Below are 22,166 nucleotides of genomic sequence, written 5' to 3'. Positions count from 1 at the left end.
GTGAACAAGCTGCAAAAAATCCTGAGCATGCTGCTGGCTGCCATGCTGCTGCTGTCCTGCCTGCCGCTGGCGGCTGCGGAAGAGACGCAGGAGGAAATCGAGTTTCCGGATGAGCTGATCGTTTCCCATCCGACGATTACCAAGGGCGACTTCTTCACCGAAATGTTCGGCAATGATACCGCGGATATCGACGTCCGTGCGCTGATTCACGGATACAACCTGGTCAACTGGGACCAGAACCAGGGCACCTATGTGTTTGATCCGAGCGTGGTACGGGAAGTGATCGTCGGAACGGACAATGACGGTTACCGGCAGTACACGCTCCGGATTGCGGACAACCTGAAGTATTCCGACGGAACGCCGATCACCGCGTGGGATTATGCCTTCTCCTTCCTGCTCATGATGAGCCCCGAAATTGAAGAAATCGGCGGAAAAATCTACCGGGCTGAGCACCTGGTGGATTACGATGAATATATTGCGGCCCGCCGCAAGGCAATGGCCGGGGAAACCCTGGATCCCGACAAGGACCTGGATTACCTGACCGCGGTGACCGTGCTGAGCGATTACCAGCTGCGGATCTGGCTGGATCCGGACTTTCTTCCTTACTTCTTTGAGATCGGCCTGCTGATGACCGTCCCGTATCCGATCGACGTAATCGCTCCCGGATGCAAGGTGGTTTACGGCTTCAAGGACCTGGAGGACAACCCCCTGGGCATCAAGATCGTCAACGCGGAAGATTCCGTGGAAGAACCCGTGCTGAACGAGCAGGGTGAGACCGTGGGCTACCGGATCGCTGAGAAATCCGCTCCCATTTATACGGCGGACCTCCTGAAGAAGACGATCCTGGATCCTGAAACCGGGTACAACACATTCCCCTCCAAGGTATCCGGACCCTATGTGATCAAATCCTGGGACGGTGTGACCGGCCACTTTGAGATCAACCCCGAATTCAAGGGCGCCTGGATGGTCAACAACCTGCCCGGCGGCGCGCTTGCGAACGCGTGGGAAAAGGCCCGGGAACAGGGCCGTGTGGTGCAGGATACGGATTCCTTCGGCAATCCCGTACAGGACGCGGAAGGCAATGATATTGAACTGGTCCTTCCCTCCATTGAAAAGATCGCTTTCACCGTTGCGGACAACGACACGGTGATCGAAGAGATCGCCGCGGGTGAAAAGCACCTGGTAAACAAGGTGACTTATAAGGAAACCGTTGAAAAGGGACTTGCCGGAAAAGGCGAAGGAGCTGTTGAGTATCAGGCTTATCCGCGGATCGGTCTGGCTTTCCTGACCTTTACCTATGACTGGAAGACCGTCAATGAGAAGGAAGTCCGCCAGGCGATTGCCTGGTGCATGGACCGGGATCTGCTGACTGAGGAATACTGCGGAGCGAACGGCCTGCGCGTGGACGGCTATTTCGGACTGGAACAGTGGGAATATCAGCTGCTGACCCGGCGGATCGGATTCCCGGTGAACTTCCTGCCGGAGGTCGACGCAATCGGAACACCCATCGAATATGAAGAAGACGAACTGGACCGGATGTTGAAGCTCAAGAACCGCTGGGTCCGCTCTGAAGCCGAATACGAAGCGGCTGTCAAGGCATGGGACGCGTTGGCGGATGAGTGGGACGACGGTGAAACAAGCCTGCTGACCAAGTACACGGTGGACCTGGATCAGGCCCGGAAACTGCTGGACCGTGCCGGCTGGACACTGAACCGGAACGGCGAAACATTCAATCCCGAGACGGACGACGTCCGCTGCAAGATGATCGGCGATGAGCTGGTTGCCCTGGATCTGAAGATGATGTATCCGGCCGGCAACCATATGGCGGATTTCATGTCTGAGGAAGGCAACTTCGTGGACAACCTGGCGCAGGTCGGCATCAAGCTGACACTGGTGCCCACCGCCATGGAAGAACTGCTGAAGTCCTACTACCGCGAAGCGGACCGCACCACGGATATGATCTACCTGGCCACGAACTTCCATGTGATCGTGGACCCGGCCATCACCTACAGCACGGACAAGACCGTCGGCCATATGCAGTGGAACAACACGTATTCCGATGACGAGTACCTGTTCGACCTGGCTGTGGACATGCGGAAGACAGAGCCCGGCGATGTGTTCCAGTATGTCAGCAAGTGGATGTCCTTCCAGCGCCGCTATAACGAGGTGCTGCCGACCATCCCGGTCTACTCGAACATCTACTACGACTTCTACACTCCCTACCTGCAGAACTACGTGATCACCGCCCAGGTGACGTGGTCCCAGGCAATCCTGCTGGCATACTTCGGTCTGCCGGAGACGGAAGCGCCTGCTGAAGAGGTGGAAGCAATCGGAGAGGACGAAGCAGTCTTTGATTGATCCGGAAACCGACGGCAAGCAGTAAAAAACACATTCAGATTCACCGGGCGAAGCCTCGCCCGGTGAATCTTTTTCCAGGTCCAGATCAAACTGCCTCCTGGCAGTCCCGAAAGGAAGAAACACATGCAGATTCTGTGCTCCACCGGTGCGCTGATCGGCCGTCCGAACGGACGGGATTACCATCTGCTGGAAACCCTGGCACCGAAACTCAGCTGCGATGGCTTTGAATTCATGATGTACGATACCTGGTATCCGCAGATCGATGAAATGCTGCCCTACCTGCAGGGACTGCGGCTGAATATTCCGGTTCTGCACTGTGAGAAATCGCTGGCGGAGCACATCTCCAGGGGTGGGGAAGAGGAACTGCAGGAAGCTTTCCGCCTGTTCCATCTCAACTGCCGTATGGCGGCCGGCCTTGGCGCAAAGAAGATGGTACTTCATCTCTGGAACGGATTGATTTCGGATACCCGCTTTGAAAACAACCTGGCAGCCTACGGCGGCCTGAGAAAGACAGCCGAGGAATATGGGATCGACCTGCTGGTGGAAAATGTGGTTTGCCTGGAGGATCCCATGAGCCACTGGGTGGAGCTGTACCGGGAATATCCGGACATCCATTTTATATATGATACGAAGATGGCGGATTTCCACCGCCAGATGGATCTGCTCTACCTGCCGGAATATGACTGGCTATGGAAAGGGAACCATATCCGCCACTATCATATCAATGATTACGGCGGCGGATATATGGACTGGAGCAACCTGAAGGTCCTTGCGCCCGGGAAAGGACATATAGACTTTGACCGTTTCTTTGCATTCATTGAGCAGATCGGATACCGGGACACATTTACATTTGAAGCAACGGGTTTCGACAAAGAGGGAACGGTCCACACGGATATGCTGAATGAGCAGTTCGAGTGGGCGCATGCCCGCCTGGGCCGGCTGACATAAACGATTGTCGGCATAGAAAACACGCGGCAAAAAACATTTGATACAACATAGAATGAACAAAGCAAAACAGACGAACAACTTTTTCCATTCACGCCCGATGAAAACAAAGAAAAAACAATTTTCCCCAATGCTCCGAACCCTTGATATTCAAAGGTTCGGAGTTGTTTTTTATCATACGTACAACTTTTACAGGAAATAGTTTCATTTCGCACGATATGCAACACTTGAACAGATATTGCAATTTGAAAAGCAACAGAATTGAAACGAAAATTATGGAACCGATACCAATGACGGAATATCAAGGTTTCTTCAATTTTCAAACGTTTTCAGACATAGCAGAACTTGCCCAAAAGATGTCGAAAAACAGGAGAAAACGGACCATAAATCACCTTTTTTCAGTTACACCAAAGACAAACTTTGAATGACATTTGCGCATTTTGGCTACAAAACGGTTACATGAAAAATAAATGCAAACAGCAAGAGTAAACGAGCAAATGCAATTTTCAAACCCTTGAGAACCAAAGCCTGGCGGGCAAAAACCGCATAAGAACGCCACATATACAATATATACTGGCAAAATGGTTGCAAATCGTTTATTTATATGGTATGATTTCAGTGGCTCAGTATGCCCATTTTTAGGCATGATGAAACACGAAAAACCACCAAAATGTAACTTTTATGTAACGGACCCAGGCTGAGAGCCTGAAAAGCGTAACCGGAAGAAGTTATTACCAGGACGACGGAAAAAGGGGTAGGCAACATGACAAAACGGTTCAAGAAACTGCTTTCCGCGCTGTGCATTATCGCACTGCTGGTTTCCAGCATTGCGACGGTGTTTGCGAACGGGGATCCTGAAGCGGAACTGCCCGTAGTACAGGAACCTGCGGCGGAAGCGAATGCGACCGACAATACTGAAGCAGCAGCGGCTCCCGCCCAGGAGACTGCTCCCGCGACTGTGGAAGAAGCTCCGGCCCAGGAGACCGCTCCCGCGACCGTGGAAGAAGCTCCGGCCCAGGAGACTGCTCCCGCGACTGTGGAAGAAGCTCCGGCCCAGGAGACCGCTCCTGCGACCGTGGAAGAAGCTCCCGCCCAGGAGACTGCTCCCGCGACTGTGGAAGAAGCTCCCGCGACTGTGGAAGAAGCTCCCGCTCAGGAGACCGCTCCCGCGACCACGGAAGAAACTCCCGCCCAGGAGACCGCTTCTGTGACCGTGGAAGAAGCACCTGCCCAGGAGACTGCTCTCGTGACCACGGAAGAAGCGCCTGCCCAGGAGACCGCTCCTGTGACCACGGAAGAAGCTCCCGCGCAGGAGACCGCTCCTGTGACCACGGAAGAAACTCCTGCCCAGGAAACCGCTCCCGTGATCACGGAAGAAACCCCTGCCCAGGAGACCGCTCCTGTGACCACGGAAGAAGCTCCCGCGCAGGAGACCGCTCCTGTGACGACGGAAGAAACTCCTGCCCAGGAAACCACTCCCGCGACCACGGAAGAAGCGCCTGCCCAGGAGACTGCTCCTGTGACCGTGGAAGAAACTCCTGCCCAGGAGACCACTCCTGTGACCACGGAAGAAGCTCCCGCGCAGGAAACCAGTCCTGAAACCGTGGAAGAAACACCTGCACAGAACGATGGTTCTGCTGCGGAAACTGCTCCTGCCCAGGAAGATGCTGCCGACCTGAATGCTGCCCCCGTTCAGGAAGACACTACTCCTGCCGAAGAAAACAATGCGAACAGTGATGAAGCCGTCGTTACTGAAGAAAATACACCTGCAGATGGAATTGATGAGCTTGCAAATGAACCTGCGAACTACAGTGAAGATGAACTGGTAGAACTGGAAGACAATGGCGGATATATTGACCCGGAATACATCGCGGAGAATTTCCCGGAAATTACCCCGGAAATGAAATATGAGAATATTACTGAGATGAAGGTCGGCTCCACGGTCTCCGGATCTGCGGGTGTGGACGAGACCCTGTATTACATCAAAGCCGCCCGGACCCAGAACATCATTCTGGTTCTGCAGACAAACGGGAATATCCAGGTGCGGATCAATGAGCGCGCTGTGAACTTCATCGATAATGAAGACGGAACCAAATCCTATGAGATGAAGGTTCAGTATGATCAAACCTACATCATTGGGATTTCCGGCCAGGGCGCTTTCCAGCTGAGCGCTGAGGTGAAGGTCGTTGAAGAACCGGAAGAAATCGAAGAAGAAATTGACGAAGAAACCGAAACAGTCGATGAGCAGAATGAAGCGCCTGTAGTCGAAGGTGAAACTGCTGAAGAAATCACCGAGACTACTGAAACGAATGGAAATACGGAAAATAACGAAAGCCTGAACAACGAACCTGCACAGACGACTGACGAAGTGCCCGCCACAGATGCGGAAGTACCCGCCGAACCGTCTGAAAATGGCACCACTGAAACGGAACAGACCGAAGTCGAAAATACGGAAAATACCCAGGCGGTAATCGCAGAAACCGTTGAAAACAATGCAGAAGAAGCAACAGCAAGCAATGAAAATACGGAGCCTGCTGAAGAAAAACCGGCAGAAACAAGCAAGCCGAAAATCAATACCTGGGTAACTGCCAATAATAACGAAGAAGAAGGAACCGTCACCGTTTACGCCAATGCGGATATCGAACTGGATAACCAGATTGTCTGGCAGACCCGTTCCGCAGACAGCGAGGAATGGAAGAAAGCCGGCTACGGCCTGAAACTGACGGTAGAAGTAACGGAAGAAAACGCGGACAACTTCTTCCGCTTCAAACTGGCTGACGGAGAATTCTCTCCCGAGTACCAGATCCACGCGACTGTGAAGGCGGCGGAAGAAGAAACCGAAGAAGTAATTGAAGAAATCCCCGCGGAAACCGAAGCGGAAGAAGAGACGATTGTTTCTGAAGAGACCGAAGAAGAAACCGCTTCTGATGTAGGCACTGAAGAAGCCGAAGCAGTAGTTGCTGAAGAAACTGCTGAAACTGAAGCGGTTGTTTCCGAAGAAGTAGTAGAAACGGTGGAAGAAACGGAAGAAGCTGCTGCTGAAACCGAAGTGATCGTAGAAGCGACCGAGACCGAAGTGACTGAAGAAGAAGCCGAGGCAGAAGAGGAAACAGCAGAAGAAACTGAATCTGAAGAAGAGACTGAAGAAGCAGAAGAGGAAGCAACCGAAGAGGAAACCGAAGAGGAAGAAGCAAAACCCCTGACCGAGGAACAGCTGATTGAACTGGGATACCGCAAGATCCAGATCGTAAACCAGAACGGTACCAATCTCTATGACAACACCACAGAAGAAGCCACAGTGATCGGCACTGCTGAAACCGGTGCTGAACTCTGGATCAAGGATACCGAAGTAGAAGGCTGGGCTGAGATCTATACTGAAGATGAAGTTCAGAAATTCCTCAAACCTGCTGAGACCGAAAAGCAGCCTTTGACAGAAAAACAGCTGATCGAACTGGGATATCGGAAGATTCAGATCCTGAACCAGAACGGCGTGGATTTCTACGACGGCACTAAAGAAGAAGCAGCCGTAGCCGGCCATGCTGACTTTGAAAGTGAACTCTGGATTAAGGATACCGAAGCTGAAGGCTGGGCTGAGATCTATACTGGTGACGATATCCTGCAGTACATCCTTCTGGCTGATATTGAGAAGCAGATGCTTTCCGATGAAGAAATGCTTGAGATGGGCTATATCAAAGTGTACGCGGCTATCGATATCGGTGCGAATGTGTACGGAAGCATTGACGGAGATGATGTTGTTGCTCATCTGGATGTTGGCACCGACCTGTGGGTGAAACTGATTGAAGCCGCAGAACGTGCTTTCATCTTCGATCCTGATGAAAGCGTACCAGCCCGTTATATTAACCTGGTAGATATTATTGCAACGCTGAAGCCCGAAGGAATGGAAGAACTGCCAACAAGAGAAATTGTCATCCACTCCAATATGGACGGAACGATCCTGAACATGCTGTTTGTCGGGACAAAGATTGAGCTTACAGCTGAACTGGTCAACTTCACTGAAGATGATCAGTATGAAGTCAGCTGGCAGTATAGTCCGGATGGCGAAGAATACAAAGAAATAGAAGATGCAAATGATCTTGAATTCAGCTATGTGGTCGACACTGAAAACGGGAATTATTTCTGGAAAGTCATCGTTAAACTGATAACTGCCAGAGAATGAACGAAATGAGACTAAACCTTGTGCCTAAATTGACGAAAAGAGGAGTTTCATTATGAATCGCAGCATAAAGAGAATCATTTCACTCTGGTCAGCAGTATTAATGATATTGAACGTCATGTTGCCCGCCGGCGCTCTGAGCGACGGCAATGAAGCGGTATATCAAAGTGAACTTCCGGTGGATTTTCCGGAAGGAGCGTTGTCGCCAGAAGCAATTCTGGGGCCTGGTGTCAACTTTGGCGTAATCGCAAATAAATATAAGCAAAAAGGACATACAGAAACTAATTTTGCCGTAAAACAGTTCGAAATGGACAGAAGAGCCATTGAGATTTTTATTGAAGATACAGATTCCATTCCTTTCTATATCGGAGAACTGGTTAACAATACTGTATTCTGGAATGGTCAAGATACGAATATCGACTTTGATATTTATATTAATAAAGATCAAACGCATAAAGGATTTAAGCAGGATGACCATAAGAATCCAGGACCAGATATCCATGATGCGCCGTATATCCAGTATTCGGATCTGGATCATGCAACAAATGTGTATGGACGTGAAAAGGAAGAAATAAACGCATATGTGGATTACCTTCTGGATTATGCCGAGAATTCATCAAGAATTCTAAATGGCAAAACTGCAACATGTACTCCAACATTCACGTCAGAATGGGATAAGACAATTGACCTGACTGCACCTGGATTTCCAACGTCGGGCACCATCTATGTAGACTGCAGAAACATGAAAAATGTTATGAAGCAGGATGGGTGGACGATAATAAAGTACGAAGATCAAACTGTTGTATTTAATATCAGTGACACAAATGGAACATATCTGATTAAACAGCTTCAGGTAGACGTAAAGAATCCTGATGGCTCTCACAAGATTACCGTGAAGAGTGCTACCTCGCAAAAGGATCAGAACAAAGACCATAACAGAGATGTTGATACATATATCCTCAGCCGTATCGTTTTCAATATGTATAATTTTCGAGGTGAATTGCAGATTGATACAGCTGCAGGCATATTTCTTGCGCCAAATGCAAATGTCAAGCAGGTAAACGGAGCGGGTGCAGGTTGGGTTGTCACTAGGAAAACATTTGATTCACCCGAAATTGAGTTCCATTTTTATCGCCGTATTAGACCTTATGATGCTCATGTTGAAACGGGTGTCAGTATCACCAAGAGATTTGTTAAGCAGGATGGAAGCCAGGTATCTTCATCAGATCTGCAAAAAACATTTACTTTCAAAATTTACCGGCTTGATGAAAGAACAATGGAGCCGACAGAGCTGTTTGCCACAGCACAGGGTACAGCAGGTACTATTACTTTTGAAAAAGCGTTCCATATCAGTAAAGCGGACTTCAGAACTGAATCTAATGGTAATATTAGCGGCTGGCAGACAATTACCAGATATTACAGAATTCAGGAAGAATGCAACGACAGCAACATAATTCCTGATGATCATTACATTTATATTAGATTAACCGCACAAGGACACCAGCAGGATGTTACCATGAAACTGGAAAAGACGACGACACCGTCGAATGCATCCAGCTGGACACAGATTTCCGGAACGGAAGCCAATGTTGGTACATTTACAAATACGAAAAAAGCAGATGTTACCATCGAAGTGGAAAAGGTCTGGGTAGATGCGAACAACCATGACAATCTGCGTCCGACGAGTGTCCGGGTTCAGCTGTATGAAGGTTCTGCACCCAAAGGGGATCCTGTGACGCTTAACCAGAGCAACAACTGGTATTGCAAATGGGAAAATTTGGAAAAAGAAGAGTCTGACGGTACTCCGATTGTATACACGGTAAAGGAACTGGACAGCAACGGCAATTCTATAAATAACAATAATAACCTGAATGATGATTATAAGGTTATATATTCTACTGCTACTACAGAAAATGGCAAAAAGATCACAATAACAAATACACATAATAAAAAGAAAACAAATATTGAAGTTGAGAAGGCATGGGATGACTCTGATAACAATGACGGAAAGCGGCTCGGAAGCATTCAGGTACAACTTTATGAAGGCACTGTCACACATGGAGCTCCTGTCACACTGAATTCTGCCAACAACTGGTATTATAAGTGGGAAAATCTGGACAAGAATGCCTTTGGCGGTGTTGAAATTGTCTATATAGTAAAAGAACTGGATGTTATTGGCAATCCAATAGAAAACAATGGTGATCTGAATGACAATTATACAGTAACATACTCAACTGCTGCTACAACGATTGGAAGTAAAACGACTGTTACGAACACGCACATAAATGAAAAGACGTCTGCGACAGTGAAGAAGGTCTGGGACGATGCGAATGACCAGGACGGCGTACGTCCTGAGACGCTGAGCGTCGACCTGATGAATGGCGAGACGAAGGTAACAACCGTTACGCTGAGCGAGGATAACAGCTGGGAAGAAACAGTTGAAAACCTGGAGAAGTTCGCAGCGGGTACGGAGATTGTGTACACCTGGAAGGAAGGCAGCATGCCGGAAGGCTACAGCCTGACCAGCACGGATAAGGAAGGCACGATCACAACCCTGACGAACAGCCGTACAACGGAAAAGACGTCTGCGACAGTGAAGAAGGTCTGGGACGATGCGAATGACCAGGACGGCATACGTCCTGAGACGCTGAGCGTCGACCTGATGAACGGCGAGACGAAGGTAACAACCGTTACGCTGAGCGAAGATAACAATTGGGAAGAAACAGTTGAAAACCTGGAGAAGTTCGCAGCGGGTACGGAGATTGTGTACACCTGGAAGGAAGGCAGCATGCCGGAAGGCTACAGCCTGACCGACACGAGCGTGAACGGCACGGTGACGACGCTGACGAACAGCTATGACGTGAAGCATACCGAAGCGTCTGTTGTGAAGGTCTGGAACGACAGTGAGGACCATGACGGCTTCCGTCCGGCGACGCTGACCGTGACGCTGCTGGCGAACGGCAAGGCGACGGACAAGAGCGTGACGCTGACGTCTGAAGACAACTGGGCGAAGAAGACGATTACCGGCCTGGACAAGTACAGCGGCGGCCAGGAAATTACATACAGCTGGGCTGAAGGCAATATGCCGGAAGGCTACAGCCTGACCGACACGAGCGTGAACGGCACGGTGACGACGCTGACGAACAGCTATGACGTGAAGCACACCGAAGCGTCTGTTGTGAAGGTCTGGAACGACAGTGAGGACCATGACGGCTTCCGTCCGGCGACGCTGACTGTGACGCTGCTGGCGAACGGCAAGGCAAGGCGACGGACAAGAGCGTGACGCTGACGTCTGAAGACAACTGGGCGAAGAAGACGATTACCGGCCTGGACAAGTACAGCGGCGGCCAGGAAATTACATACAGCTGGGCTGAAGGCAATATGCCGGAAGGCTACAGCCTGACCGACACGAGCGTGAACGGCACGGTGACGACGCTGACGAACAGCTATGACGTGAAGCATACCGAAGCGTCTGTTGTGAAGGTCTGGAACGACAGTGAGGACCATGACGGCTTCCGTCCGGCGACGCTGACCGTGACCGGGGTGGCGAACGGCAAGGCGACGGACAAGAGCGTGACGCTGACGTCTGAAGACAACTGGGCGAAGAAGACGATTACCGGCCTGGACAAGTACAGCGGCGGCCAGGAAATTACATACAGCTGGGCTGAAGGCAATATGCCAGAAGGCTACAGCCTGACCGACACGAGCGTGAACGGCACGGTGACGACGCTGACGAACAGCTATGACGTGAAGCATACCGAAGCGTCTGTTGTGAAGGTCTGGAACGACAGTGAGGACCATGACGGCTTCCGTCCGGCGACGCTGACCGTGACGCTGCTGGCGAACGGCAAGGCGACGGACAAGAGCGTGACGCTGACGTCTGAAGACAACTGGGCGAAGAAGACGATTACCGGCCTGGACAAGTACAGCGGCGGCCAGGAAATTACATACAGCTGGGCTGAAGGCAATATGCCGGAAGGCTACAGCCTGACCGACACGAGCGTGAACGGCACGGTGACGACGCTGACGAACAGCTATGACGTGAAGCATACCGAAGCGTCTGTTGTGAAGGTCTGGAACGACAGCGAGGACCATGACGGCTTCCGTCCGGCGACGCTGACCGTGACGCTGCTGGCGAACGGCAAGGCGACGGACAAGAGCGTGACGCTGACGTCTGAAGACAACTGGGCGAAGAAGACGATTACCGGCCTGGACAAGTACAGCGGCGGCCAGGAAATTACATACAGCTGGGCTGAAGGCAATATGCCGGAAGGCTACAGCCTGACCGACACGAGCGTGAACGGCACGGTGACGACGCTGACGAACAGCTATGACGTGAAGCATACCGAAGCGTCTGTTGTGAAGGTCTGGAACGACAGTGAGGACCATGACGGCTTCCGTCCGGCGACGCTGACCGTGACGCGCGTGGCGAACGGCAAGGCGACGGACAAGAGCGTGACGCTGACGTCTGAAGACAACTGGGCGAAGAAGACGATTACCGGCCTGGACAAGTACAGCGGCGGCCAGGAAATTACATACAGCTGGGCTGAAGGCAATATGCCAGAAGGCTACAGCCTGACCGACACGAGCGCGAACGGCACGGTGACGACGCTGACGAACAGCTATGACGTGAAGCACACCGAAGCGTCTGTTGTGAAGGTCTGGAACGACAGTGAGGACCATGACGGCTTCCGTCCGGCGACGCTGACCGTGACGCTGCTGGCGAACGGCAAGGCGACGGACAAGAGCGTGACGCTGACGTCTGAAGACAACTGGGCGAAGAAGACGATTACCGGCCTGGACAAGTACAGCGGCGGCCAGGAAATTACATACAGCTGGGCTGAAGGCAATATGCCAGAAGGCTACAGCCTGACCGACACGAGCGCGAACGGCACGGTGACGACGCTGACGAACAGCTATGACGTGAAGCACACCGAAGCGTCTGTTGTGAAGGTCTGGAACGACAGTGAGGACCATGACGGCTTCCGTCCGGCGACGCTGACCGTGACGCTGCTGGCGAACGGCAAGGCGACGGACAAGAGCGTGACGCTGACGTCTGAAGACAACTGGGCGAAGAAGACGATTACCGGCCTGGACAAGTACAGCGGCGGCCAGGAAATTACATACAGCTGGGCTGAAGGCAATATGCCGGAAGGCTACAGCCTGACCGACACGAGCGTGAACGGCACGGTGACGACGCTGACGAACAGCTATGACGTGAAGCACACCGAAGCGTCTGTTGTGAAGGTCTGGAACGACAGTGAGGACCATGACGGCTTCCGTCCGGCGACGCTGACCGTGACGCTGCTGGCGAACGGCAAGGCGACGGACAAGAGCGTGACGCTGACGTCTGAAGACAACTGGGCGAAGAAGACGATTACCGGCCTGGACAAGTACAGCGGCGGCCAGGAAATTACATACAGCTGGGCTGAAGGCAATATGCCGGAAGGCTACAGCCTGACCGACACGAGCGTGAACGGCACGGTGACGACGCTGACGAACAGCTATGACGTGAAGCATACCGAAGCGTCTGTTGTGAAGGTCTGGAACGACAGTGAGGACCATGACGGCTTCCGTCCGGCGACGCTGACCGTGACGCTGCTGGCGAACGGCAAGGCGACGGACAAGAGCGTGACGCTGACGTCTGAAGACAACTGGGCGAAGAAGACGATTACCGGCCTGGACAAGTACAGCGGCGGCCAGGACATTACATACAGCTGGGCTGAAGGCAATATGCCGGAAGGCTACAGCCTGACCGACCACGAGCGTGAACGGCACGGTGACGACGCTGACGAACAGCTATGACGTGAAGCATACCGAAGCGTCTGTTGTGAAGGTCTGGAACGACAGCGAGGACCATGACGGCTTCCGTCCGGCGACGCTGACCGTGACGCTGCTGGCGAACGGCAAGGCGACGGACAAGAGCGTGACGCTGACGTCTGAAGACAACTGGGCGAAGAAGACGATTACCGGCCTGGACAAGTACAGCGGCGGCCAGGAAATTACATACAGCTGGGCTGAAGGCAATATGCCGGAAGGCTACAGCCTGACCGACACGAGCGTGAACGGCACGGTGACGACGCTGACGAACAGCTATGACGTGAAGCATACCGAAGCGTCTGTTGTGAAGGTCTGGAACGACAGTGAGGACCATGACGGCTTCCGTCCGGCGACGCTGACCGTGGCGCGGCTGGCGAACGGCAAGGCGACGGACAAGAGCGTGACGCTGACGTCTGAAGACAACTGGGCGAAGAAGACGATTACCGGCCTGGACAAGTACAGCGGCGGCCAGGAAATTACATACAGCTGGGCTGAAGGCAATATGCCGGAAGGCTACAGCCTGACCGACACGAGCGTGAACGGCACGGTGACGACGCTGACGAACAGCTATGACGTGAAGCATACCGAAGCGTCTGTTGTGAAGGTCTGGAACGACAGTGAGGACCATGACGGCTTCCGTCCGGCGACGCTGACCGTGACGCTGCTGGCGAACGGCAAGGCGACGGACAAGAGCGTGACGCTGACGTCTGAAGACAACTGGGCGAAGAAGACGATTACCGGCCTGGACAAGTACAGCGGCGGCCAGGAAATTACATACAGCTGGGCTGAAGGCAATATGCCGGAAGGCTACAGCCTGACCGACACGAGCGCGAACGGCACGGTGACGACGCTGACGAACAGCTATGACGTGAAGCATACCGAAGCGTCTGTTGTGAAGGTCTGGAACGACAGTGAGGACCATGACGGCTTCCGTCCGGCGACGCTGACCGTGACGCTGCTGGCGAACGGCAAGGCGACGGACAAGAGCGTGACGCTGACGTCTGAAGACAACTGGGCGAAGAAGACGATTACCGGCCTGGACAAGTACAGCGGCGGCCAGGAAATTACATACAGCTGGGCTGAAGGCAATATGCCAGAAGGCTACAGCCTGACCGACACGAGCGTGAACGGCACGGTGACGACGCTGACGAACAGCTATGACGTGAAGCACACCGAAGCGTCTGTTGTGAAGGTCTGGAACGACAGTGAGGACCATGACGGCTTCCGTCCGGCGACGCTGACCGTGACGCTGCTGGCGAACGGCAAGGCGACGGACAAGAGCGTGACGCTGACGTCTGAAGACAACTGGGCGAAGAAGACGATTACCGGCCTGGACAAGTACAGCGGCGGCCAGGAAATTACATACAGCTGGGCTGAAGGCAATATGCCGGAAGGCTACAGCCTGACCGACACGAGCGTGAACGGCACGGTGACGACGCTGACGAACAGCTATGACGTGAAGCATACCGAAGCGTCTGTTGTGAAGGTCTGGAACGACAGCGAGGACCATGACGGCTTCCGTCCGGCGACGCTGACCGTGACCCTCGGGGCGACGGGCAAGGCGACGGACAAGAGCGTGACGCTGACGTCTGAAGACAACTGGGCGAAGAAGACGATTACCGGCCTGGACAAGTACAGCGGCGGCCAGGAAATTACATACAGCTGGGCTGAAGGCAATATGCCGGAAGGCTACAGCCTGACCGACACGAGCGTGAACGGCACGGTGACGACGCTGACGAACAGCTATGACGTGAAGCATACCGAAGCGTCTGTTGTGAAGGTCTGGAACGACAGTGAGGACCATGACGGCTTCCGTCCGGCGACGCTGACCGTGACGCGCTGGCGAACGGCAAGGCGACGGACAAGAGCGTGACGCTGACGTCTGAAGACAACTGGGCGAAGAAGACGATTACCGGCCTGGACAAGTACAGCGGCGGCCAGGCCAGGAAATTACATACAGCTGGGCTGAAGGCAATATGCCGGAAGGCTACAGCCTGACCGACACGAGCGTGAACGGCACGGTGACGACGCTGACGAACAGCTATGACGTGAAGCATACCGAAGCGTCTGTTGTGAAGGTCTGGAACGACAGTGAGGACCATGACGGCTTCCGTCCGGCGACGCTGACCGTGACGCTGCTGGCGAACGGCAAGGCGACGGACAAGAGCGTGACGCTGACGTCTGAAGACAACTGGGCGAAGAAGACGATTACCGGCCTGGACAAGTACAGCGGCGGCCAGGAAATTACATACAGCTGGGCTGAAGGCAATATGCCGGAAGGCTACAGCCTGACCGACACGAGCGTGAACGGCACGGTGACGACGCTGACGAACAGCTATGACGTGAAGCATACCGAAGCGTCTGTTGTGAAGGTCTGGAACGACAGTGAGGACCATGACGGCTTCCGTCCGGCGAGCGTGACGGTAAAACTGCTGGCGAATAACGAGGAAGCCGGCGAAGTGACGCTGAACGCGGGTAATGAGTGGAAGCATGTGTGGACTGGCCTGAACAAGTACGAAGGCGGCGCGGAGATCGAGTATACGGTGTCCGAAGTACAGGTTCCGGGTTATAAGACGCCTGTTGTTCATAAGATTTCTGAAGACATATGGGCATATACCATCACAAACAGCCAGACAGAAATCAGCGTTAGTAAGCAGGATGTCGCAAAGAGCGAAGAATTGCCTGGTGCGAAAATTCAGATTCTGGATGCCGAAGGCAATGCGTTCAAGGAATGGATTTCTGGTAACGAACCTAAAAAGATCACAGGCCTTGTGACAAACAAAACTTATAAATTGCATGAAGTTGTGGCGCCGGAAGGTTATGCGTACACGACAGATATCGAGTTCACGGTGAAGAAAGACGGCACAGTAGATGCCGGAAATGCACTGACACATGATGAAGACGGAAACCAGGTCATTCTGGTGAAGGATGCTCTCATCCATGTTGAGGTGAAGAAGACCGATATCGCGGGCAGCGAAGAAGTCGCGGGCGCGACACTGGTTGTTCTGGATAAGGACGAGAAGGTAGTCGACAGCTGGGTCTCCGAGGAAGGGAAGACCCATGTGGTCGAGCACCTGAACGCAGGCGAAAGCTACACGCTGCGTGAGACGGTGGCGCCGGAAGGTTATGCGTACACGACAGATATCGAGTTCACGGTGAAGAAAGACGGCACAGTAGATGCCGGAAATGCGCTGACACATGATGAAGACGGAAACCAGGTCATTCTGGTGAAGGATGCTCTCATCCATGTTGAGGTGAAGAAGACCGATATCGCGGGCAGCGAAGAAGTCGCGGGCGCGACGCTGGTTGTTCTGGATAAGGACGAGAAGGTAGTCGACAGCTGGGTCTCCGAGGAAGGGAAGACCCATGTGGTCGAGCACCTGAACGCAGGCGAAAGCTACACGCTGCGTGAGACGGTGGCGCCGGAAGGTTATGCGTACACGACAGATATCGAGTTCACGGTGAAGAAAGACGGCACAGTAGATGCCGGAAATGCGCTGACACATGATGAAGACGGAAACCAGGTCATTCTGGTGAAGGATGCTCTCATCCATGTTGAGGTGAAGAAGACCGATATCGCGGGCAGCGAAGAAGTCGCGGGCGCGACGCTGGTTGTTCTGGATAAGGACGAGAAGGTAGTCGACAGCTGGGTCTCCGAGGAAGGGAAGACCCATGTGGTCGAGCACCTGAACGCGGGCGAAAGCTACACGCTGCGTGAGACGGTGGCGCCGGAAGGTTATGCGTACACGACAGATATCGAGTTCACGGTGAAGAAAGACGGCACAGTAGATGCCGGAAATGCACTGACACATGATGAAGACGGAAACCAGGTCATTCTGGTGAAGGATGCTCTCATCCATGTTGAGGTGAAGAAGACCGATATCGCGGGCAGCGAAGAAGTCGCGGGCGCGACGCTGGTTGTTCTGGATAAGGACGAGAAGGTAGTCGACAGCTGGGTCTCCGAGGAAGGGAAGACCCATGTGGTCGAGCACCTGAACGCAGGCGAAAGCTACACGCTGCGTGAGACAGTGGCGCCGGAAGGTTATGCGTACACGACAGATATCGAGTTCACGGTGAAGAAAGACGGCACAGTAGATGCCGGAAATGCGCTGACACATGATGAAGACGGAAACCAGGTCATTCTGGTGAAGGATGCTCTCATCCATGTTGAGGTGAAGAAGACCGATATCGCGGGCAGCGAAGAAGTCGCGGGCGCGACACTGGTTGTTCTGGACAAGGACGAGAAGGTAGTCGACAGCTGGGTCTCCGAGGAAGGCAAGACCCATGTGGTCGAGCACCTGAATGCAGGCGAAAACTACACGCTGCGTGAGACAGTGGCGCCGGAAGGCTACGCGTACACGACAGATATCGAGTTCACGGTGAAGAAAGACGGCACAGTAGATGCCGGAAATGCACTGACACATGATGAAGACGGAAACCAGGTCATTCTGGTGAAGGATGCTCTCATCCATGTTGAGGTGAAGAAGACCGATATTGCGGGCAGCGAAGAAGTTGCAGGCGCGACACTGGTTGTTCTGGACAAGGACGAGAAGGTAGTCGACAGCTGGGTCTCCGAGGAAGGCAAGACTCATGTGGTCGAGCACCTGAACGCAGGCGAAAACTACACGCTGCGTGAGACAGTGGCGCCGGAAGGCTACGCGTACACGACAGATATCGAGTTCACGGTGAAGAAAGACGGCACAGTAGATGCCGGAAATGCACTGACACATGATGAAGACGGAAACCAGGTCATTCTGGTGAAGGATGCTCTCATCCATGTTGAGGTGAAGAAGACCGATATTGCGGGCAGCGAAGAAGTTGCAGGCGCGACACTGGTTGTTCTGGACAAGGACGAGAAGGTAGTCGACAGCTGGGTCTCCGAGGAAGGCAAGACTCATGTGGTCGAGCACCTGAACGCGGGCGAAAGCTACACGCTGCGTGAGACGGTGGCGCCGACCGGATATGCGTATGCGACAGACATCGAGTTCACGGTGAACAAGGATGGCAGTGTAACGACAAAGGGATCCACCACGACGGACGAAGAAGGGAACACGGTCATCCTGGTGAAGGATGCGCTCCTGGATATCGAAGTGCGGAAGACGGACATCGCGGGCAGCGAAGAAGTCGAAGGCGCGGTACTGATCGTGCTGGATAAGGACGGCAAGGTCGTAGACAGCTGGACGTCGAGCAAGGCGGAAGGCGACCACATCATCAAGAACCTGGATGCAGGCGCGACATACACACTGCGTGAGGCAATAGCTCCAGATGGGTACACAGTCACAACGGATATCACTTTTGCAGTTGACAAAGCTGGTAATGTAACAACAAAAGCAAAGACAATCATCGATGATGATGGAAACACGGTCATCCTGGTGGAAGATGCGAAGACCAGCATCAAGGTCAGCAAGGTAGACATTGCCGGCGGTGCCGAGCTTGAAGGTGCGCATATCCAGATTCTGGACAGCGAAGGCAAGGTAGTCACAGAATGGGATTCCACGAAGGAAGCGCATGTTGTAAAGGGCCTGAAGACGGGCGTTGAGTATAAGCTGAAGGAGACAGTGGCTCCGGATGGATATACGATCGCAGCAACGACGACCTTCACGATTGACGAAACCGGCAAGGTAACCTCCACCGGTACAGTGACCGAAGACGGCGTGCTGCTGGTAGAGGATGCCAAGACCCACATTGAGGTCAGCAAGGTTGACATCGCTGACGGCGAAGAACTGGAAGGCGCTGAGATCCAGATCCTGAAGGAAGTCAAGGGCGACGAGGAAAAGGACGACAGCAAGGAATACGTCGAAATAGAAGGCAAGACCTATGAAGTCGTGGACAAGTGGACGTCCGAGAAGGACAAGACCCATGTGGTCGAAGGCCTGCTGACGGATACCGAGTATACGCTGCGTGAGACGGTGGCTCCGGGAGGGTACACCATCGCGACGAACACGACCTTCACAATCGATGAGAACGGCAAAGTCACCAGCACGGGCACGGTCAGTGACAACGGCGTGCTGCTGGTAGAGGATGCCAAGACCCACATTGAGGTCAGCAAGGTTGACATTGCTGACGGCGAAGAGCTGGAAGGCGCTGAGATCCAGATCCTGAAGGAAGTCAAGGACGACGAGGAGAAGGACGACAGCAAGGAATATGTCGAAATCGAAGGCAAGACCTACGAAGTCGTGGACAAGTGGACGTCCGAGAAGGACAGCACCCATGTGGTCGAAGGCCTGCTGACGGATACCGAGTATACGCTGCGTGAGACGGTGGCTCCGGAAGGGTACACCATCGCGACGAACACTACCTTCACAATCGATGAGAACGGCAAAGTGACCTCCACTGGCTCTGTGACCGAAAATGGCATCCTGCTGGTGGAAGACGCGAAGACCCATATCGAAGTGAGCAAAGTTGACATTGCCGACGGCGAAGAGCTGGAAGGCGCTGAGATCCAGATCCTGAAGGAAGTCAAGGACGACGAGGAGAAGGACGACAGCAAGGAATACGTCGAGATCGAAGGCAAGACCTACGAAGTCGTGGACAAGTGGACATCCGAGAAGGACAGCACCCACGTGGTCGAAGGCCTGCTGACAGATACCGAGTATACGCTGCGTGAGACGGTGGCTCCGGAAGGATACACCATCGCGACGAACACCACCTTCACAATTGATGAGAACGGCAAAGTGACCTCCACTGGCTCTGTGACCGAAGATGGCATCCTGCTGGTGGAAGACGCGAAGACCCATATCGAAGTGAGCAAGGTCGACATCGCAAACGGCGAGGAACTGCCGGGCGCTGAGATCCAGATCCTGAAGGAAGTCAAGGATGACGAGGAGAAGGAGGCCGGCAAGGAATACGTCGAAATCGAAGGCAAGACCTATGAAGTCGTGGACAAGTGGACATCCGAGAAGGACAGCACCCACGTGGTCGAAGGCCTGCTGACAGATACCGAGTATACGCTGCGTGAGACGGTGGCTCCGGAAGGATACACCATCGCGACGAACACCACCTTCACAATTGATGAGAACGGCAAAGTGACCTCCACTGGCTCTGTGACCGAAGATGGCATCCTGCTGGTGGAAGACGCGAAGACCCATATCGAAGTGAGCAAGGTCGACATCGCGAACGGCGAGGAACTGCCGGGCGCTGAGATCCAGATCCTGAAGGAAGTCAAGGGCGACGAGGAGAAGGAGGCCGGCAAGGAATACGTCGAAATCGAAGGCAAGACCTATGAAGTCGTGGATAAGTGGACATCCGAGAAGGACAACACCCACGTGATCGAAGGCCTGCTGACGGGTACCGAGTATATCCTGCGCGAGACTGTAGCTCCGAACGGATACGATATCGCGACAGACACCACATTCACCATTGACGAACTGGGCAATGTGACCTCGACCGGTACGGTGACCGAAGACGGTATTCTGCTGGTGGAAGACGCCATGTTTAAAGTTCCTGCCGCGGTGAAGAAGGTATGGAACGACGGGAACAACCAGGACGGCGTACGGCCGCTCATCGTGAGAGTGAACCTGCTGGCGAACGGTGTGAAGGTTGACAGCGTTGTGCTGAGCATGGCGAATGGCTGGATGGCAGTGATCAATGACCTGCCGATGGTGGACGGTGAACAGAAGGATATCGAATACACCTGGGCAGAAGAAGCACCCGGCAACGGATACACGCTGACCAGCCAGGAGAAGAAGGGTACCCTGACCACCATTACCAACAGCCTGCCGCCGGAGACAACCGGACTGAGCGTGCAGAAGACCTGGGATGATGACAACAATGCCTACCAGACCAGACCTGCCGAGATCAAAGTCCAGCTGTACGCGGACGGTAAAGCCTGCGGTGACGCGGTTGCGCTGAACGCGGCAAACAGCTGGAAAGCTGAATGGACCGGACTGGACAAGTTCGTCAATGAAGACTGCCAGACCGGGCACGCGAAGGAAATCATTTACACGGTGGAAGAGCTGGAAGTGCCGGAAGGCTATCAGGCAGCTGTGAGCGGCAATGCCAAGACCGGATTTGTGATTCGGAACGTGCTGGAACGCGGCAAACTGATCATCGAAAAGAACTTCCAGTTTGGCGAAATCGAACCCGATGAGCCGGACAATACTCCGATGGATATCCCGGTTACCAAGACCTGGAATGACAACGGAAACAAGGACGGCAACCGGCCGGCGAGCATTACGGTACGCCTGCTGGCTGACGGAACGGAAGTCGCCAGCGCCGAGCTGACCGCCGCCGGCGGATGGGGTACGGTATTCACCGGCCTGCCGCGTTACAACGGCGAGGAGAAGATCCACTACACCATCACCGAAGATCCGGTAGCCTGGTACACGGCTGAGATCAACGGATTCAACATCCGGAACAATTACGTGCCGGAAGTGACCAGCGCAACGGTCCGGAAGGTATGGGATGACAACAACAACGCCGAGAAGATGAGACCGTCCAGCATCCATGTGATGCTGAGCAACGGAACCACCGTACTCCTGAGCGAGGAGAACGGCTGGACCGCGACGATCAACAACCTGCCCACCCGGGTGAACGGCCAGCCCGTCACCTATACATGGACGGAGCAGACGGTGATTGCCTACAAGCAGAGCAAGGTGGAACAGCAGGGCAACACCACGATCTTCACGAACAGCTTCACCCAGATCCCGAAGGTTCCGGATCTCCCGAAGAAGCCGACCGTTCCGGACGGCACATGGGAGAGATTCGAAGAGTACGATACCCCGTTGGGAGTACAGACGATTATCAACCACGTGGGCGACTGCTTCGACTAACAGAAACCGAGGCCCCTTTCCGCAGGGAAAGGGGCTTTTCTGACTGTTTTTTTCGAAAAAATTTGTACGAACAAATCTTGATTCGGATGGAGATTCCG

At 53.6% G+C, this 22,166-nt stretch carries 7 protein-coding genes; all 7 read left to right on the top strand.

What is annotated here, in order from left to right; genetic code table 11:
• The 7 genes from JNO48_03045 (at position 1) to JNO48_03015 (ending at position 22,068) form a co-directional block, all read left to right on the top strand.
• Complete coding sequence (locus JNO48_03045) at positions 1 to 2,358, top strand: hypothetical protein (protein QTE68902.1); 2,358 nt, start codon at positions 1 to 3, stop codon at positions 2,356 to 2,358.
• Between the two features lie 123 nt (positions 2,359 to 2,481).
• Positions 2,482 to 3,306 carry a sugar phosphate isomerase/epimerase gene (locus JNO48_03040; GenBank protein QTE68901.1) on the top strand — a complete coding sequence of 275 codons (825 nt, stop codon included), beginning with the start codon at positions 2,482 to 2,484 and terminating at the stop codon, positions 3,304 to 3,306.
• Between the two features lie 760 nt (positions 3,307 to 4,066).
• On the top strand, positions 4,067 to 7,480 hold the full coding sequence (locus JNO48_03035) for a hypothetical protein (GenBank protein ID QTE68900.1): 3,414 nt from the start codon (positions 4,067 to 4,069) through the stop codon (positions 7,478 to 7,480).
• A 52-nt stretch (positions 7,481 to 7,532) separates the two neighbouring features.
• The gene (locus JNO48_03030; GenBank protein QTE68899.1) at positions 7,533 to 10,760 is read left to right on the top strand and encodes a Cna B-type domain-containing protein; all 3,228 of its coding nucleotides are present in this window, start codon (positions 7,533 to 7,535) and stop codon (positions 10,758 to 10,760) included.
• Entirely contained in the window at positions 10,757 to 13,282 is a 2,526-nt protein-coding gene (locus JNO48_03025; protein QTE68898.1) for a Cna B-type domain-containing protein, read from the top strand. The genes JNO48_03030 and JNO48_03025 overlap by 4 nt, the downstream gene beginning before the upstream one ends.
• Positions 13,257 to 15,170 carry a Cna B-type domain-containing protein gene (locus JNO48_03020; protein QTE68897.1) on the top strand — a complete coding sequence of 638 codons (1,914 nt, stop codon included), beginning with the start codon at positions 13,257 to 13,259 and terminating at the stop codon, positions 15,168 to 15,170. The genes JNO48_03025 and JNO48_03020 overlap by 26 nt, the downstream gene beginning before the upstream one ends.
• Positions 15,171 to 15,273: 103 nt before the next feature.
• Positions 15,274 to 22,068 carry a Cna B-type domain-containing protein gene (locus JNO48_03015; GenBank protein ID QTE68896.1) on the top strand — a complete coding sequence of 2,265 codons (6,795 nt, stop codon included), beginning with the start codon at positions 15,274 to 15,276 and terminating at the stop codon, positions 22,066 to 22,068.
• Positions 22,069 to 22,166 lie beyond the last annotated feature (98 nt).

This window comes from Clostridiales bacterium (assembly GCA_017569285.1).
Lineage (GTDB): Bacteria > Bacillota > Clostridia > Christensenellales > Aristaeellaceae > Aristaeella.
This window is presented reverse-complemented; position numbering and strand designations above follow the sequence as displayed.

Bases quoted from the DNA above. Each gene is read 5' to 3' on its own strand.
- JNO48_03035 (QTE68900.1), top strand. From the start codon at position 4,067: ATGACAAAACGGTTCAAGAAACTGCTTTCCGCGCTGTGCATTATCGCA.
- JNO48_03030 (QTE68899.1), top strand. From the start codon at position 7,533: ATGAATCGCAGCATAAAGAGAATCATTTCACTCTGGTCAGCAGTATTA.
- JNO48_03040 (QTE68901.1), top strand. From the start codon at position 2,482: ATGCAGATTCTGTGCTCCACCGGTGCGCTGATCGGCCGTCCGAACGGA.
- JNO48_03015 (QTE68896.1), top strand. From the start codon at position 15,274: ATGCCGGAAGGCTACAGCCTGACCGACACGAGCGTGAACGGCACGGTG.